The organism is Paenibacillus pedocola, from assembly GCF_031599675.1.
Lineage (GTDB): Bacteria > Bacillota > Bacilli > Paenibacillales > Paenibacillaceae > Paenibacillus_AQ > Paenibacillus_AQ pedocola.
The window spans coordinates 6,044,002-6,061,093 of record NZ_CP134223.1 but is presented as its reverse complement, the minus strand read 5'-3'; the positions used below and the strand labels follow the sequence as shown (position 1 = coordinate 6,061,093).

The following is a 17,092-nucleotide window of genomic DNA, read 5'->3' as shown; positions in this document are numbered from 1 at the left end:
ATTCTTCAGGTAATATATAAATGTGACATTTTAGTGATCGAAGGTAGAAAGAGAAGGTAGGTTACCCATGAGAAGAGGATTGCAGGCTATAGTCATTATTGCTGCATTACTGGCATTTTATTATTTTGGTTTCGGCATTTTCGGCAGTACTGCCGGGACAATCATCAGTATTTTCTCCACACTGACTGTCATCTCCATCGGTCTTGGCATTTTCATGGAAAACCGCAATCCCTCCACAACCATGGCCTGGATTCTGCTGCTTGCGCTGATTCCGGTACTCGGGCTAGTCTTTTATTTCCTCTTTGGACAAAACGTGTTCAAGCGGCGCAAATATGATAAAAAGGCACAGCGTGATCTGATGGCTTACGAGCGGATTGAGAATGATGCACTGCGCACACATCAGGACTGGTCTATTTTTGAACCTTCCCGCCAAAAGCTGCTGGGTCTGTCACAAAGGCTGGCCCGGACACCGATCTCCTTCAGTTCGGAAACGCGGATTCTGACCAACGGCGAAGAGACATTTGGCACCTTGCTGCTGGAGCTGCGGCAGGCACAGCATCATATTCATATGGAATATTATATTTTTCGGGCTGACCACATCGGAACACGCATTCAGCAGATTCTGATTGAAAAGGCCCGGGCAGGCGTCACGGTCAGATTTATGTATGACGCCGTCGGCAGCATCCAGTTATCCAAAGCCTTCCTCAAGGAATTGACGGATGCAGGGGTACAGGTAGCGGCTTACGGCAATTCTACTTCCTTTTTCTCCAGCCGGGTGAATTACCGTAATCACCGCAAGATTGTTGTTATTGACGGGGATGTCGGCTTTATGGGCGGACTTAACGTTGGGGACGAGTACCTTAGCCGTAGCAAGACGTACGGATTCTGGCGCGATACGCATATGCTGCTCCGTGGTGAGGCCGTGCGGACGATGCAGATTATTTTCCTCCAGGACTGGATGCATACGACGGGAGAGAAAATACTGGAGCAGGATTATCTCTCCCCGCAGCTGCGTTTTACAAACGGGGACGGGGCAGTACAGATTATTGCCAGCGGACCGGACAATGAGCGCCGGGCACTCAAGAACATCTTCTTCTCCATGATTACTTCTGCGGAAAAATCCGTATGGATTGCCAGCCCCTACTTTATCCCGGATGAGGATATCCTGACCGCATTACGGGTTGCCGCGATGTCCGGCCTGGATGTGCGTCTTCTGTTTCCGGCCAAACCGGATAAGTGGCTGCCGTTTTTGGCTTCACACTCTTATTTTCCGGCGCTGCTGGAATCAGGCGTGAAGATTTACGAATATGAGAAGGGCTTTATCCACTCGAAGCTGCTGATTACAGACGGGGAGATCGCCACCATCGGCACGGCGAATATGGATATGCGCAGCTTCCATCTTAATTTTGAAGTGAACGCCCTGCTGCTGCAGACCGAGAGCGTGTCCCGTATTGTAGCTGATTTTGAGCGCGACCTGCTGTCGACACGCCAGATTGTGCATGAGACCTTCATGAATAAAAGGCTGCTCGAGCGGCTGCTGGAATCAGCGGCACGGCTGATGTCGCCGCTGCTGTAAGACAAAAAAACCGCCGGAAGCTATGGAGCTTCCGGCGGTTTTTTTCTGTATTAAAATGTTGTAAATCCAAGGCTTACCTGTATCCGGAAGATGACATATTTCAGCCAGGTCACATCGCTTTGATATTCTTCCAGCGGCAGACTGTATTCTGCGCCTTCGTTAGTCCACAGCCGGTTGAAATAATCGGATATCTCAGTGTATAGCTGATGATCCTGCGGGGCAGCCACCCAGAGATCATTCTCCAGATTGTAATCGTCGAGGTTGCGGGCCGTGAAATTGGTTGAACCGCCAAGGACAACCGATTTGCCTGAGGCCTTGGCGATAAACATCAGCTTGGTATGATACTGCTCTTTGCCGGTATTGTACCAGCGGATACCGATTTTTCCGTCTGAACGCCGGTTCAGGTCCATGGCGACTGGGCGGTTCGGGATACCGATCTTGTCCCGGCCGAAGGCATTCTGATTCGGGTCCAGCAGGAGGCGTACCTCCGCGCCGCGCTCAGATGCCTCCAGCAGGGCGTTGATAATGGCATCATCGGCAAGATAGAACATACCCATCCAGATAACATCGCCCGGCTCCGCCCCGCGGATCCCTTCAAGTGCGTACTTATATACTTTGCCCTCCGTTAAATAGCGCACCTCCAGCGGACCGCCGGCAGCTTCAGGCGTCTGCGTGAATTCAGGCACCTTGCCCAGCAGCGGGCCGGCATCCGAGAGGTCGGCCGCAGCCTGCTCAGACCGCAGGATATCGGCGATAACCGGGCCCTGTACCTCCAGCGCTATATTGGAATGGTAGGCACTGGCATCATGCACATTGCCGGAGGAGATGAGTGCGGTATTCTCACTGACCACAACTTTGCGGTGATTGGCTTTTACATTGAGCAGCTTTAAATACGAACGGGCTGTAATATCCGGCCCTTCGCTGGCCATAAGATTCGGAATCCAGCCGTTGCCGGACTGTCCGAACCACTGGACGAAGGTGCGCCATACGGCGGAGTAGGCAGGCGTTGAATCGCGGAGTGCATCTACGTCTGTTATCACTACCTTGATGCCTGCCGATTTCAGCTCTTCCAGCAGATGATTGGAGGCGGAGCCGTAATTGGTGTTGACCTCATCGGTAATGAAGACAATATCCATGGCAGGATAAGTGGCTTTGTGGGCGATAAGCTTATCGGCAAGCTTCCTGCTGACCGCAGGGTACTGTTGGTCTTTATGAGTGTAGTCATTGAACAGGAACAGATCGATCACCAGAAACTGCCGGGACTCATCGATAATTTGCAGTATCCTCGGTAAAATTTGCTCCTCCCGCTCCTCGTCCCCGGTGCCTGCCTGATAGGTCAGATCGTGTAAGAAGCTCACATTGTCAGCATGATAAACTGGGCTCTCATAAGAGAGGCCCGGTGGCAGCGGTTTGTGGGTCTGATAGATCATTACGCCGGCCAGCCAGAGAATAAGCAGGACAGCGACAATCAGCCAGATGCGCCGGTGCGGAAGTTTTCGTTTTTTAGAGGTGAGGGATGAACCGGTCATGGAGTTGCTGGATTGATACAGACGTTCCTGCGGGCTGGGTTGTTTGCTTGAATTCATAGGGCGATCCTCCTGGGTATGCTCCGGCTTTGTAACAACCTATTACCGCTCTGGAGGGAGAAGTGAAGCAGATAGATGGCAAATATCTGATTCTATAGTGTTGCTGAATTAGTATAAGGTTATTCCTGTCTCTCTCCTTGTGGGGATAACCTATAACCTCTGATGACATAATACTTATGCATATGTATAATGGGTGTAGATAATTTGTATAAGGTTTAAATATTCAAAATCATGCAGCGGGTATAGGGAAAGAGAGTGGGATGCTACGTGTACTCTATCAAACAGGTCGTCGAAATGCTGGATATTCCGTCTGTCACGCTGAGGGCCTGGGAAAACAGATATCAGGCAGTTACCCCTGAACGGACCGAATCCGGCTACAGGCTGTATAGCCAGGAGAACATCGAAGATCTGCGCTGGCTGAAGGAGCAGACCGAGAAGCAGGGCATCAGCATCTCGCATGCGGTCCGGCTGCTGAGAGCCCGCAAAGAGAAGCCTATAGAGGACCTCCATGCAGGAGCTGGCGGAACGCCCCAGGAAGCTTTTGAGAAGATGAAGCAGCAGATTTACACGGCTCTGCTCGAATTCCAGGGGGAACGGGCGAATGCGCTGATTGACTTTGGCTTCTCGATGTACGGGTATGAGGCGATGTTTCATCAGGTGCTCGTACCGGTGCTGGTCAGGGTGGGTGATGCCTGGGAAGAGGGTACGGCAACAGTAGCACAGGAGCATTATATGACCCACATGGTCTCAAACCGCTTTTATCAATTCTTCCATGTGTTTCCGGTCCATGCCCATTTACCGAAGGTATTGGCTTTTTGCCCGGAGGGGGAGCATCATCAGGTAGGACTGCTGCTGTTCTCGCTTTTCCTGCGGAAGAACGGGGCTGAGGTCATTTATCTGGGGGCCAATACGCCGGAAGAAGGGGTCATGTCGATGCTGGAAAATCAGAACCGGATCGGGGCGATTTGCCTGTCGCTTACTGGCAAGGAACTGCTTCCCTACTGCGAGGGTCTCATTAAACGTTTGAGCGAAGCCTGCCCGGGGGTGCGGTTTATTCTGGGAGGCAAAGGCTTTGAGGGGGCTGAGTTCTCCTCTCCGGAAGCCGTTGCTATTATAAATGAGCCTGCGGAGCGCTGGCAGGACTGGTTTGATTATTTGTTTACCGGAATAAAGAGCAGGCCCTGAACCGGGCGGGAGAGAGAATCCTTTGGTATCACTTTCGGGTGATGTCGAAGGGTTCTTTTTTTTGAAATATAAGGATTCATATGTTTTAACGCTATAAATCATCCTTCTATTTTTCGCAGAAACGGTCACCGTCCCTGAGAGGACAGTGACCGTTTCTTCTTAAGTTATTTACACAGACCCATAAAGTATGTATGATATCTGTATAAAGGATGTATAGTTTTTGTATAATGTTTGTAAGGGATGTCCTTATCGTATAAAAATCGTATAGAAGCAGAGAAGAGGGAGTGGAGCAGATGATTGGAAAAAGCGCCGCAAAGGTTGCTGTAGTCGGTGCAGGCCCCGGAGGTTTAGCCGCGGCTATGCTTCTGGCTGCCGAGGGCTACGAGGTAGAGGTTTATGAGAAGCAGGAGGTCGTTGGCGGAAGGTCGGGAGAACTCCGGCTGGGGAAATACCGCTTTGACCGCGGGGCTACCTTTCTGATGATGCCGCATCTGCTGGAGGAGCTGTTCGCTTCAGCGGGGCGCTCCCTGCATTCCTATGTATCTCTGCAAGAGCTGGATCCGCTCTACTCCCTGCATTTCGGAGATACCGTATTCCGGCCCTCGACGAACCAGGACCAGACTGCGGAGGAGATTGAGCGGCTGTTCCCGGGGAATGGGGCAGGCTACCGCCGGTTTATGGCTGATGAAGACGATAAATTCGGCAGAGTGATGCCGCTGCTGCAGCGTCCCTTTCAATCCCCCCGCGATTATGTGAAAAAAGATGTGCTGCACGCGCTCCCTATGCTTCATGCCACAGATACGGTGTATAACCGGTTATCCCGGTATTTTGATGATGAGCGGCTGCGCTATGCCTTTACCTTCCAGGCCAAATACCTCGGCATGTCACCATGGGAATGCCCCGGAACCTTTACCATATTGTCTTATCTGGAGCACCGCTACGGCCTTTATCATCCGATTGGCGGCATTAACCGGGTACTTCAGGCTATGGGGGAGGTCATTTCGGAGCATGGCGGCCGTATTCATACTTCCTGCGGTGTAGAGCGCATCTTGGTCAAGAACGGCCATGCAGCGGGGCTGCGGCTGGAGAACGGAGAGAGAGTGGAAGCGGATTATATCGTCATCGGGGCAGACTTCGGTTCGGCAATGACCCGGCTGTTCGAGCCGGGCGTACTCAAGAGATACACACCTGCCAAGCTGGAGCGTAAGCGTTACTCCTGCTCGACGGCGATGCTGTATCTGGGGGTGGACGGTGCTGTAGACCTTGGACATCATTCTGTTCATTTCGCGGAGGATTACCGGAGAAATGTAGATGAAATTACACGGCTTGGCACGTTGTCGGAGGATCCTTCGATTTATGTGCATAACCCTTCGGTTATAGATCCTACCCTGGCTCCTGCAGGGAAATCCTCGCTGTACGTGCTGATGCCGGTCCCCAATCTTCAGGCCGGGATTGACTGGAACCAGGAGAGCTCCATCGTTGAGGAGGAGATGATGGAACGGCTGGAGCGTATTCCGCAGCTTAGGGGATTGTCCTCCAGAGTGGAGGAGAGCCAGTTCTTCTCGCCGCTTGATTGGCAGAACAAACTGGACGTATATAACGGGGCTACCTTTAATCTGGCCCATAACCTCGGGCAGATGATGTATCTGCGCCCGCATAATACCTTCCAGGAGGTCCGCGGCATTTGGCTGGTCGGCGGCGGCACCCATCCGGGCAGCGGGCTGCCGACGATCTTCGAGTCGGCTAAGATCAGTGCGCGCCTGCTGCAGGAGCATGACCGCGCAGCCCGCAGTAAAGCCGTAGTCCAGACAGGCGTTGCCGGCACGGGAGCTGCGCTGTGAGCCGGGTGGCCATTGTCGGCGGCGGCATCGGCGGGCTGACGGCCGCATTACTGCTTAGCCGTCAGGGGCAAGAGGTTGTACTGTATGAGCGTGCCCCGCAGGTGGGCGGGCGGGTTGCCTTCGAAGAGAAGGGGCCTTACCGGATCGACCAGGGACCGACGATCGTGCTGCTTCCCGAGATGCTGCTGGGTATTCTGGAGGAAGGCGGGCTTCCGGCCGGGAGCCTGGAGCTGCTGCACTGTGATCCGCTCTGCCGGATTCACTTCAAGAGCGGGCGAGTCCTGACTAAGGTTGCCGATATTCAGGAGCAGGCTGCAGAGATTGACCGTAATTATCCGGGAGAAGGCGCGGGGTTTATCCGCTTCATGAAGGATATGTCGGAGCTGTATCCGCGGGGCAAGGCTTCCTTTCTGGAACGGGGCTTCCGGCGTAAACGCGATTTTTTCAGTCCGGGCAACTTGTCGCTGATGGCGAGGCTGCGCGCCTATAAAAGCCTGCGGTCGGCAGTGGGACAATATTTCAAGAGTGAAGAGCTGAAGGATGCCTTTTCGCTGCAAAGCTTATACATCGGCGGGGCCCCTTTCCGCACACCGGGGATTTACACTATGCTGCCTTACGCCGAGCATGCCTTCGGCATCTGGATGCTGAAGGGCGGATACGGCCGTCTGCCGCAGATTATAGAACGCGAGCTGGTAGGGCGGGGCGTACAGATTCATACAGATACCGAGGTTGAAGCGTTGACCGTAAGCGGCGGACGCTGCCGCGGAGTTGTCATTCAGGGTGAAGCTATTCCTTACGACGCTGTGCTGTATAACGGAGATTTTCCGCATCTGGAAGGGCTGCTGGGGGGTGCTTCAGAAGGGCCCGGGAGATCGGGGAACAGCAGGTTCAAGCCTTCCTCAGGCTGTCTGCTGATCTATGCGGGAGCGGCCAGAAGATGGCCTGATTCACAGGTGCACCAGTTTTTCCTGCCGGAGAGCCTGAATGACAATCTGCGTGAATTGTTCGATCACGGCAAGCTCTCCCATAGCCCTTCTTATTATGTATTTAATCCGGCGGTACTCGATGAACACGCGGCTCCTCCCGGCGAAAGTGTATTGTATTTTCTTATCCCTGTTCCGGCAGACCCGGATCTGGATTGGGCCAACCTGGCCGGACCTTTGGTTGACAGGGTGCTGGCGGATGCGGAAGCCCGCGGATTTCCGGGGCTTCGCGGGAGCATCACGTGGCGTAAGCTCCGTACACCCGCTGATGCACAGGAGGAAGGGCTGTTCGGCGGAGGCAGCTTCGGGATAGCACCTGTGCTGGGGCAATCGGGCGTCTTCCGGCCACAGCCGAAGCCCTATCCTATACAAGGATTATACGCAGCCGGCGCATCCGTACATCCCGGCGGCGGAGTACCGATTGTAATGCAGGGGGCAAGGCTGGCTGTACATGAAATGATGAAGGAGATGAGTATCCATGAATGAAACGATTTTGCTGCAATGCGGGGAACTGATGAGGAGAGGATCTTCTTCCTTCCACAAAGCGTTTGACGGTCTGCCCAGCCCGCGCCGGGAAGCGGTGCATGTTATTTACGCGTTTTGCCGGATCATTGATGACAGTGTGGATGAGCCTGAGAATTCACCGTACACCATTCATGAGCTTCGCAGCATGTTCTTGAATCTCGAGCAGGCCGAAGGGCATTTCATCTGGCCGGCCTTGCGCTGGCTGTTCAGCAGCTTTCCCCAATTGAGCCAGGAGCCGTTTCTGCTGCAAATGGAAGGCCAGCTGAGAGACCTCACCTTTACGCATTATGAGACGATGGAGCAGCTGGAATCTTATTGTTATCTGGTAGCGGGGACGGTTGGCGAGATGCTGCTTCCTGTACTGCGGGACGACGATAATGAAGAAGCGAGGGCGGCGGGTATTTCACTTGGAATGGGCATGCAGCTTGTGAACATTATACGTGATGTCGGTGAGGATTTAAGGCGCGGACGCAGGTATCTCCCCCTTGAAGTGCTGCAGAGAAACGGTTACAGCGAGGAAGAGCTGGCTCAGGGCGAAGTCAATGAACGGTTTATTGCCGTACTTCAGGAATTGAAAAGAGAGGCATTGACTTATTTTAAGCGGGGGCTAAATAATGTCAGGACGTATCCTCCCCAGAGCGGAATGGCCGTAGAGCTGGCTGCCGCCTTTTATGCCGCAATACTCGATGCCGTGGCAGCCGAAGATTATGATGTGTTCCACAAGCGGGCTTACGTCAGCGACGAGGCTAAGGTGCTAATGTTCCGGCGCACGGCTGCGCGGTATGCCATGGTGCACTGATGATCAGGACCCTATTCTGGATATGGTATGCCATTGGCGCATTGCTGCTGATCCTGTTCAGTATTCCCAAGAGCCTGGAGTTCTCCAGTGGTTTGTTTTTGATTCTATATGCGGTTTATGCCGTGGATTTGATGGCCGGGGGTCATGTACGCCCCTTTATGTCCGACCGGTCAGTCATTTTTTCAGCTGGGAAAAGCTACCGACCGCTCTGGCTCCCGGCTGTTCTAATCTGGACCGGCGGAATGGCTGTAGAATGGTTTGGGGTTCACTCCGGACGTCTGTTTGGCAATTATGAATATTCTGCTGCCCTTGGACCGCTTGTCTACGGTGTGCCGGTCACGCTTGGCTTTGCCTGGATCGCTGTAGTATGCAATGCTGTGCTGTTAAGTAATGATTTTGGCCAAACCGGGCTCCGTTCGCGGGGCATAAGGGCAGTTCAGACCGGCTTCTGGAGCGTGCTGTTGGATCTGGTGCTTGATCCCGTCGCTCACGCCAGGAATTTCTGGCACTGGGAGGATGGCGGCGGATTATATAGTGTTCCATGGAGCAATTTTGCCGGCTGGTTTGTGGTCGGAGGACTGTTGTCCCTGTTCCTGCCCAAAGTACAGCTGTCCTTTCGGGCAGCCCGCAGAGGGACCCGCTTGTATCAGGCGATTCTGATTATGTTCGGGCTTATAGGACTGCGTGAAGGACTGGTGCTCTGCACCGGTATAGCCGTACTTGGGGCCGGTCTGGCAGAAGGGAGCCTGCGTTATGCTGGAAGCCGCCAAATCCCGAAGCTTTGACCGATGGTTTTACTGTTACAATTCACTGTATTTGCTCCGCCGGCATTTTCATTTCATTGGACTCTCGGGGGAGCTGCAGCCGCCAGCTGCCGCCGGCCGGCCTGTGCTCTACCTGATGAACCACAGCTCGTGGTGGGACGGACTGCTGGCTTACCATGCTGCCGGACGGCTGAGCGGTACCCGGCATTATTTCATGATGGAGGAGGAGCAGCTGCGCAAATACGCCTTCTTCCGCAAGCTGGGAGCGTATTCCATTAACCGCAGCAGTACCGGGGATGTCAGTGCCTCTCTAAGGTATACGGCAAGGCTGCTGCATGAAGGCGGCAGTGTCTGGATCTACCCCGAAGGGGAAATTCTGCCGCTCGGGCACCGCCCGCTGGTTCTGAAGGAAGGGGCTGCGCTGGTGCTGCGGATGTGTCCGCAGGCTGCCGTCGTGCCTGTCACGCTCTACCACGGCCTGTTCCGCCATACCAGACCGGAGGCAACTCTTCTGGCCGGGGCACCGCTTCTGCTTCCCTGGGGGGAAATGGACCGGCGCAGTATTTCCCGGGAACTTGAGGCAGCGCTTGGAGCACAGCTGGAGGCCCACAGCGGGCAGATTCTTAACCATAAAGGATACATGCCGGAGAGCTTCAGGCCGCTGATGAAAACCGGGAGATCCACGAATGAGTGGCTGGATGCCCTGAAAGGAAGGGTAAGACGATGATAAACCTCTTGCAAGGGATCACCGTTATCCTGCTGTTACAGCTGCTGTTTGCAGTATGGAATGCCGCGCAGCTTCCGAAGCTGGGAAGCGGGCCGAGGGGGAAGACTCCTTCAAAAATGCAGCCAATGGCGGATATGCAGGTCCAAACAGTATCTGTACTGGTCCCCGCCCGTGATGAGGCAGAGGGAATTGCGGCCTGCCTCTCCTCCGTGCTGGATTGCAGTCCCCCGGCTGGCTGGCAGGCGGAAATCCTGGTGCTGGACGACCGTTCCAGTGACGGTACGGGAGAGATTGCCGTAGCAGCCGGAGCGGACCGCGTCCGGGTGCTGCCGGGCCTTGAGCTGCCGGCAGGCTGGCTCGGCAAGTCCCATGCCTGCGCGCAGCTGGCGGAAGCTGCCGGCGGAGAATGGCTGCTGTTCCTGGATGCCGATGTACGGCTGCGTCCGGGAGCCCTGCAAGCAGCCCTTGCTGCAGCAGAACAGCAGGGGAGCGGTCTGATCACCGGCTTCCCCCGGCAGATTACAGGCTCCTGGCTGGAGAGGCTGGTTGTTCCGCTAATGGGCTTCACAATAATCAGCCATCTGCCGGTTGTGCTCGTCCGGGGATCGGAGGATCCCCGCTTTGTGGCCGCCCACGGCGGCTTTATGCTGATCCGCCGGGACAGTTACGCCCGCTGCGGAGGGCATGCAGCTATCCGGGGCGAGCTTGTAGATGATATGGCTCTGGCCCGTGCGGTTAAACATGCAGGTGAACCGGTGCTGCTGGCTGACATTACAGAACATGCTGAAATGCGGATGTATCATAATGCAGCGGAGGTGTGGAATGGCTACCGTAAGAACATCTATGCCGGCCTGGGCCGCAGACCTTCGCTGCTGCTGGGCATATTGCTGCTATATGTGCTGCTATATGTGCTGCCTTATGCGGCAGCCGGTTACTTTGGCCTGACCGGACAGGGTCAGGGTATTCTATGGTCTGTTTGCGCGTGTGCGGCGGGCATAGCTGTCAAAAGAACCAGCGATTCCGCAGGCAGACACCCCCTCTGGTTCTGTTTCCTGATTCCGGCGAGCATCCTAAGTCTGAGCGCAATCGCAGTAAGCTCCTGGCGCGGCAGCTATTCCGGCCGGGGCTATGAATGGAAAGGGAGGAAATACCGATGAAACCGGAGGCAGTCATTATTGGTGCCGGATTCGGCAGCTTATCCTGTGCGGTGACACTGGCTGCAAAGGGCTGGAAAGTGACCGTGCTGGAACGCCAGCCCCAATCCGGAGGCAAGCTGCAGCGTATAACGCAGCAAGGTTATACCTTCGACAGGGGACCCAGTACGATAACGATGCCGCATGTTTTTCGTTCCCTGTATGAGCTGGCCGGCGAAACGATGGAAGACTATGTCCAGCTCTATGAGCTGGAGCCGCGGACACGTAATGTGTTCGCCGACGGCACCGTGGTGGATTTCTCGAAGAATGCCGGGTTTATGCAGGAACAGATTGCAGCTTACAGCCCCGCCGATGCTGCCCGTTATCCGGAATTTATGAGCGAAGCTGCCGCGTTGTACCGTCTCAGTGAACAGCAGTTTCTGGGCAGACTGCTGCTCTCCTGGAAGGACAAATTATCTCCAGCCCTTATGCGCGGTCTCGTTCGTGTACGTCCCTTTCTTTCTCTGCATTCCCTCCTGGGCCGGTACTTTAGCCATCCTCACACCCTGGCAATGCTGGGCCGTTATGCTACTTATGTCGGCTCATCGCCCTTTCAATCACCGGCGATTTTTGCCATGCTGGCACATCTGGAGAGCCAGGAAGGGGTCTACGGAGTTCACGGCGGAACGTATAAGCTGGTGGAGGGACTGGTTTCCCTGGCTGAGAAGCTGGGCGTTCAGGTGGTAACCGGGACGGAGGTTACAGAAATCTCCGTGAAGAACGGTGAGGTGGAAGGTGTAGAGACAGTGAACGGCTTCTATCCCGCAAAGACCGTAATTGCCGGCGGGGATGTGCTCAGCATCAACCGGATGCTGCTGCCCCGGCACAGCCGTCCGGGAATGAGTGACCGCAAAATAGCTTCTTATGAGCCGTCGCTGTCCGGCCTGGTTACTCTGGCAGGCGTGCAGCGGAAGTATGAGGCCTTGCTGCATCATACGGTATTTTTTCCCGAACAATATGAGCCGGAATTCAAGGATATCTTTAGACGCAGGCGTCCTCCGGCCCAGCCCGCAGTTTACGTATGCCATTCGGGCTATTCAGAGCCAGGTATGGCACCGGAAGGCGCAAGTAATCTGTTCATTCTGGCAAATGCCCCCTATTTAAGCGGTGCCTGTGACTGGAAGGATGAAACCGCAGTTTACGGAAATAAGGTACTGGCGATGCTGGATGCACACGGAATTTCCGGCATTGGTCAGGCAGAAGTGCTGCAGCATTACACGCCGCAGGATATCGCAGATAATACCCTGGCTCACCGCGGAGCCATTTACGGTATTTCCTCCAATTCCGTGCGGCAGACATTTTTCCGGCCGGGAAACCGTTCGAAGGATGTCAAGGGACTGTGGTATGTTGGCGGAACAACACATCCCGGCGGAGGTACGCCGGTAGTATCACTTTCAGGCAGGCTCGTTGGCGAAACCATCGCGAAGGGCCTATAATTCAGGTCTGGTTCAAGGCCAGTAAAATGACATGCGGTGATATGCTATAATGAAGCATGCTTGTGCAGATGAGGCCATATGGAAGGCTGCCGGGGCCTTCGCGTGTATATAGAGAGTGTGGAACAGGAGGAACGAGCATGAATCAGATGCCGCCGGGCAAACAGGAATTTAGCGGCTTAAGTCACAGCGCAACGCCGCAGGCTGCAGACAAAGACAATAACCAGTCTGAGCCGCTGCTGCCTGCCTCCGGCACGGGGGAGCGCAAGCTTGAGCATGTGCGCCTCTGCCTGAATGAGGAAGTGGGCGGCAGCGGCATTACCACCGGATTCGAGCAGTACCGGTTCCGTCATAATGCGCTGCCGGAGCTGAACTATGATGACATTTCACTGCGTACCGTTTTCCTGGGGCGTGAGCTGCAGACACCGCTGCTGATCAGCTCGATGACTGGCGGCAGCAAGGCGACCGGAGCGATTAATGCCCGGCTGGCCGTCGCGGCTGGCCGCCGCGGCTGGGCGCTTGGTGTCGGCTCGGTCCGGGCTGCGGTAGAGCGTGCAGAGCTGGCAGAGACCTTCCATGTTCGGGACAAGGCTGCAGGAATTCCGGTCATCGCGAATATCGGCGCCGTGCAGTTATCCTACGGCTTCGGCGCGGAAGAATGCCGGAGAGCCGTGGACATCGCGGGTGCGGACTGGCTGGTGCTGCACCTGAACGGGCTGCAGGAGGTTTTTCAGCCTGAAGGCAATACCGGGTTTGCCTCCTTGCTGGCACAGATCGAAAAGGTGTGCAGGGCGCTGGAAATCCCGGTCGGTGTGAAGGAAGTCGGCTGGGGGATCGACGGCGACACGGCGCTCCGGCTGTATAATGCCGGTGCGGCCTTCATCGATGTTGCCGGAGCAGGCGGCACTTCCTGGAGCCAGGTCGAGAAGTTCCGCAACACCGATTCGGTGCGGCGGGCTGCGGCGGAGGCCTTCGCCGACTGGGGCATCCCAACCGCGGAATGCATCCGGGAGGTGCGGGCCGTGTCCCCGCACGGCGCGCTGATCGGCAGCGGCGGACTGAAGCATGGCGTGGATGCCGCCAAGGCACTGGCGCTCGGTGCGGATCTCGCCGGCTTCGGCCGGAACCTGCTGGGACCGGCTGTGGAATCCGAGGAAGCGCTGGACCGGGCGCTCGCCCAGGTAGAGCTGGAGCTGCGGACAGCAATGTTTGGCATCGGCGCACCGGATCTGGCGGCTTTGCGCGGCAGCCAGCGGCTGATCCGGCGGTAGAAGCAAGACGACATTTTAAGGAAGTAAGAGGGCGAAAGCTAATGATTAAACTGGTCCAAATGGACGAACCGACATTTCAGTTTTTTTTACAACAATCTACCCGTGATTATGCAGAGGATAAAATAAGAATCGGTGCATGGGAAAAAGAGACGGCAATGAAGCTGTCACAGGAAGAAATGACCCGTTATCTGCCTCACGGCCTGTACACAGAAGGTGCCTACCTATATTCCATTGTGGAGACGGAGAGCGATGCCCAGGCCGGATACATCTGGTTCAACGTGATTGAAGGACGCCAGGGCAAAGAAGCTTTCATCTATGACTTCTATATCTTTGAACCCTATCAACGGAATGGATACGGATCTATGGCGCTGACCGCCCTGGATGAAGAAGCCCGTAAAATGAATGTGACGCGGATTGGCCTGCATGTCTTTGGGGACAATGACCGGGCCTTTAAGCTGTATCAAAAAATGGGCTTCCAGATCACCGACATCACTATGTCCAAAAAACTGTAGAATGACCGCCTTACTAATGGCATATCAGACTCCTTCGGGGGTCTTTTTGGCGTATGGAGCTGGCTGAATCTGATTTGCCTGTTGACCGCGGCCGCCTTTTAATTGGCACACCCCCGGTACATCCGCTGTTGCTGGAGGTTTTGTTCTAATATATAATGGTTTAGATCAAGTCGGTAATTATGCGGTGGATCAATACAACCGAAAATAGGAGTTGTCATATAAATGGCTTTGAAAGCTGGTATCGTTGGACTGCCAAACGTTGGTAAATCCACACTATTTAATGCAATCACACAAGCGGGCGCAGAATCCGCAAACTATCCCTTCTGCACCATTGACCCGAACGTAGGTGTCGTGGAAGTGCCGGACGAACGTCTCGATAAGCTGACCGAGCTGGTGCAGCCGAACAAGACGGTTCCGACCGCCTTTGAATTTGTTGATATTGCCGGGCTTGTGCGCGGCGCGAGCAAGGGTGAAGGCCTGGGCAACAAGTTCCTGGCTCATATCCGTGAGGTGGATGCGATTGTTCATGTCGTACGCTGCTTTGTGGATGAGAATGTTACGCATGTAGACGGTAAAGTTAATCCGATCAGCGACATCCAGACGATCAACCTGGAGCTCATTCTGGCTGACCTGGAGAGCATCGAGAAACGCATCGAACGCTCCCGCAAAAACATCAAGGGCGGCGACAAGAAATACGCCCAGGAAGTTGAAGTTCTGGAGCGCGTCAAGGAAGCTCTCTATCAAGACCAGCCTGCGCGCAGCGTGGAATTGTCTGATGACGAGCGTCTGATCGTACGCGATCTGCACCTGCTGACCCTGAAGCCTGTACTGTATGCGGCTAACGTGGGCGAGGATGAAGTGGCTACGGCTGAAGAAAACCCGTATGTTCAACAGGTACGCGAGTTCGCAGCAGGCGAGAACGCCGAAGTGGTGCCGATTAGCGCCAAAGTGGAAGCGGAGATTGCTGAGCTGGAAGGCGAAGACAAAGCCATGTTCCTCGAAGAGCTGGGCCTGCAGGAATCCGGGCTTAACCGCCTGATCAAAGCAGCCTACAAGCTGCTGGGCTTGTACACTTACTTCACTGCAGGGGTGCAGGAAGTCCGCGCCTGGACGATCCGCAAGGGTACCAAAGCGCCTGGAGCAGCCGGTGTTATTCATACGGACTTCGAACGCGGCTTTATCCGTGCGGAAGTTGTGGCTTATGCCGACCTTTTGGCTGCCGGTTCCATGAACGGTGCCAAGGAACGCGGACAGCTCCGTCTGGAAGGCAAGGAATATCTCGTTCAGGACGGCGATGTTATGCATTTCCGTTTCAACGTATAGACACTTCTGCTTATAACGCTTGAAGATAGAGAGGCCATTTCGTGGCGGGTTTCCGCTCCGGAATGGCTTCTTTTTTACAGGCTGAATGGAATATCATCGCTAAAGTTACTGCATACTAGAATACAGGGCTGTACGATTAGGGGAGTAAGAACCTTTTATCAAAAGATTTGCTTTCTATGTACTTGCACTGTAGCCAATAAGCAGAATTGGTGATATAATATAAAGTCGTATATCTATTGTTATTGTAATCCATAATTTTAAGTATTTTATCGAATATATTGAACCAGGAGAGGTGAATTCCCTTGTTGTTGGACCGATTGCAATCATTGGCGGACCGCTATGAGAAACTCAGTGAACTGCTTTGTGACCCGGATGTTGCAAACGACAGTAAGAAACTGAGGGACTATTCCAAAGAACAATCTGATCTGCAGCCTGCCTTTGAGGCCTATGCTGAATATAAAAATGTAATGGAAGAGCTTGAGGCAGCCAAGATGATGCAGGCCGAGAAGCTTGATGATGAAATGAAGGAAATGGTCAAAATGGAAATTGACGACCTTTCCTCACGCCAGGTGGAGCTGGAGGAGAAAATCCGTATCCTGCTGCTGCCGAAAGACCCGAATGACGACAAGAACGTAATCGTCGAAATCCGCGGCGCGGCCGGCGGAGATGAAGCGGCATTGTTTGCCTCTGACCTGTACCGGATGTACACCCGTTATGCCGATGCCCAAGGCTGGCGCGTCGAGCTGATGGATGTGAATACGAATGACCTGGGCGGCTTCAAGGAAGTTATCTTCCTTATTAACGGCCGCGGTGCGTACAGCAAGATGAAATATGAGAGCGGCGCACACCGTGTTCAGCGTATTCCGGCCACAGAATCCGGCGGACGGATTCATACCTCAACTTCAACCGTGGCGGTTATGCCGGAAGCGGAAGAATTCGAGATCGAAATTCACGATAAAGACATCCGTGTCGATACCTTCTGTTCCAGCGGAGCGGGCGGACAGTCAGTTAATACAACCAAATCTGCAGTCCGTGTAACGCATGTACCTACAGGTATTGTAGCCACCTGTCAGGACGGCAAATCGCAGAACTCCAACAAAGAGAAGGCGCTGCAGGTACTGCGTGCCCGTATCTCCGACCTCAAGCGTCAGGAAGAGGAAGCGAAATATGCCGGAGAACGCAAGAGCAAAGTCGGCACAGGCGACCGCAGTGAGCGGATCCGCACCTATAACTTCCCGCAGAGCCGGGTAACGGATCACCGTATCGGCCTTACCCTACACCGTCTGGAGCAGGTAATGAACGGGGAGATTACGGATATTATTTCGGCACTGTCGATTGCGGAACAAGCGGAATTGATGGAAAAAGGAGAATAAT

General features: G+C 54.5%; 14 protein-coding genes. 13 read left to right on the top strand and 1 reads right to left on the bottom strand.

What is annotated here, in order from left to right; all coding sequences use genetic code 11:
- Positions 1-67: 67 nt before the first annotated feature.
- On the top strand, positions 68-1,576 hold the full coding sequence (gene cls / locus QU597_RS26940) for a cardiolipin synthase (RefSeq protein WP_310830557.1): 1,509 nt from the start codon (positions 68-70) through the stop codon (positions 1,574-1,576).
- A gap of 50 nt (positions 1,577-1,626) precedes the next feature.
- Here cls and QU597_RS26935 read toward each other — a convergent pair whose 3' ends face one another.
- Entirely contained in the window at positions 1,627-3,105 is a 1,479-nt protein-coding gene (locus QU597_RS26935; RefSeq protein WP_370656286.1) for a phospholipase D family protein, read from the bottom strand.
- A 324-nt stretch (positions 3,106-3,429) separates the two neighbouring features.
- Here QU597_RS26935 and QU597_RS26930 point away from each other — a divergent pair, with 324 nt between their 5' ends.
- The 12 genes from QU597_RS26930 (at position 3,430) to prfA (ending at position 17,091) form a co-directional block, all read left to right on the top strand.
- Complete coding sequence (locus QU597_RS26930) at positions 3,430-4,347, top strand: MerR family transcriptional regulator (protein WP_310830554.1); 918 nt, start codon at positions 3,430-3,432, stop codon at positions 4,345-4,347.
- A 293-nt stretch (positions 4,348-4,640) separates the two neighbouring features.
- Complete coding sequence (locus tag QU597_RS26925) at positions 4,641-6,188, top strand: phytoene desaturase family protein (protein ID WP_310830553.1); 1,548 nt, start codon at positions 4,641-4,643, stop codon at positions 6,186-6,188.
- A complete protein-coding gene (locus tag QU597_RS26920) occupies positions 6,185-7,657 on the top strand; it encodes a phytoene desaturase family protein (RefSeq protein ID WP_310830552.1) in 1,473 nt (490 codons plus the stop codon). Before QU597_RS26925 ends, QU597_RS26920 begins: the two co-directional genes overlap by 4 nt.
- The gene (locus QU597_RS26915; RefSeq protein WP_310830551.1) at positions 7,650-8,495 is read left to right on the top strand and encodes a phytoene/squalene synthase family protein; all 846 of its coding nucleotides are present in this window, start codon (positions 7,650-7,652) and stop codon (positions 8,493-8,495) included. Before QU597_RS26920 ends, QU597_RS26915 begins: the two co-directional genes overlap by 8 nt.
- The gene (locus QU597_RS26910) at positions 8,495-9,280 is read left to right on the top strand and encodes a carotenoid biosynthesis protein (RefSeq protein ID WP_310830550.1); all 786 of its coding nucleotides are present in this window, start codon (positions 8,495-8,497) and stop codon (positions 9,278-9,280) included. The genes QU597_RS26915 and QU597_RS26910 overlap by 1 nt, the downstream gene beginning before the upstream one ends.
- Entirely contained in the window at positions 9,249-9,986 is a 738-nt protein-coding gene (locus QU597_RS26905; protein ID WP_310830549.1) for a lysophospholipid acyltransferase family protein, read from the top strand. The genes QU597_RS26910 and QU597_RS26905 overlap by 32 nt, the downstream gene beginning before the upstream one ends.
- Complete coding sequence (locus tag QU597_RS26900; RefSeq protein ID WP_310830547.1) at positions 9,983-11,143, top strand: glycosyltransferase family 2 protein; 1,161 nt, start codon at positions 9,983-9,985, stop codon at positions 11,141-11,143. The genes QU597_RS26905 and QU597_RS26900 overlap by 4 nt, the downstream gene beginning before the upstream one ends.
- The gene (locus QU597_RS26895; protein ID WP_310830546.1) at positions 11,140-12,615 is read left to right on the top strand and encodes a phytoene desaturase family protein; all 1,476 of its coding nucleotides are present in this window, start codon (positions 11,140-11,142) and stop codon (positions 12,613-12,615) included. The genes QU597_RS26900 and QU597_RS26895 overlap by 4 nt, the downstream gene beginning before the upstream one ends.
- Positions 12,616-12,752: 137 nt before the next feature.
- A complete protein-coding gene (gene fni, locus QU597_RS26890; protein WP_370656220.1) occupies positions 12,753-13,883 on the top strand; it encodes a type 2 isopentenyl-diphosphate Delta-isomerase in 1,131 nt (376 codons plus the stop codon).
- A 41-nt stretch (positions 13,884-13,924) separates the two neighbouring features.
- On the top strand, positions 13,925-14,395 hold the full coding sequence (locus QU597_RS26885) for a GNAT family N-acetyltransferase (protein WP_310830545.1): 471 nt from the start codon (positions 13,925-13,927) through the stop codon (positions 14,393-14,395).
- Positions 14,396-14,617: 222 nt separating this feature from the next.
- The gene (gene ychF, locus QU597_RS26880) at positions 14,618-15,718 is read left to right on the top strand and encodes a redox-regulated ATPase YchF (protein ID WP_310830544.1); all 1,101 of its coding nucleotides are present in this window, start codon (positions 14,618-14,620) and stop codon (positions 15,716-15,718) included.
- Between the two features lie 305 nt (positions 15,719-16,023).
- Positions 16,024-17,091 carry a peptide chain release factor 1 gene (prfA, locus tag QU597_RS26875; RefSeq protein WP_054942672.1) on the top strand — a complete coding sequence of 356 codons (1,068 nt, stop codon included), beginning with the start codon at positions 16,024-16,026 and terminating at the stop codon, positions 17,089-17,091.
- The last annotated feature ends 1 nt before the right edge of the window (position 17,092 follow it).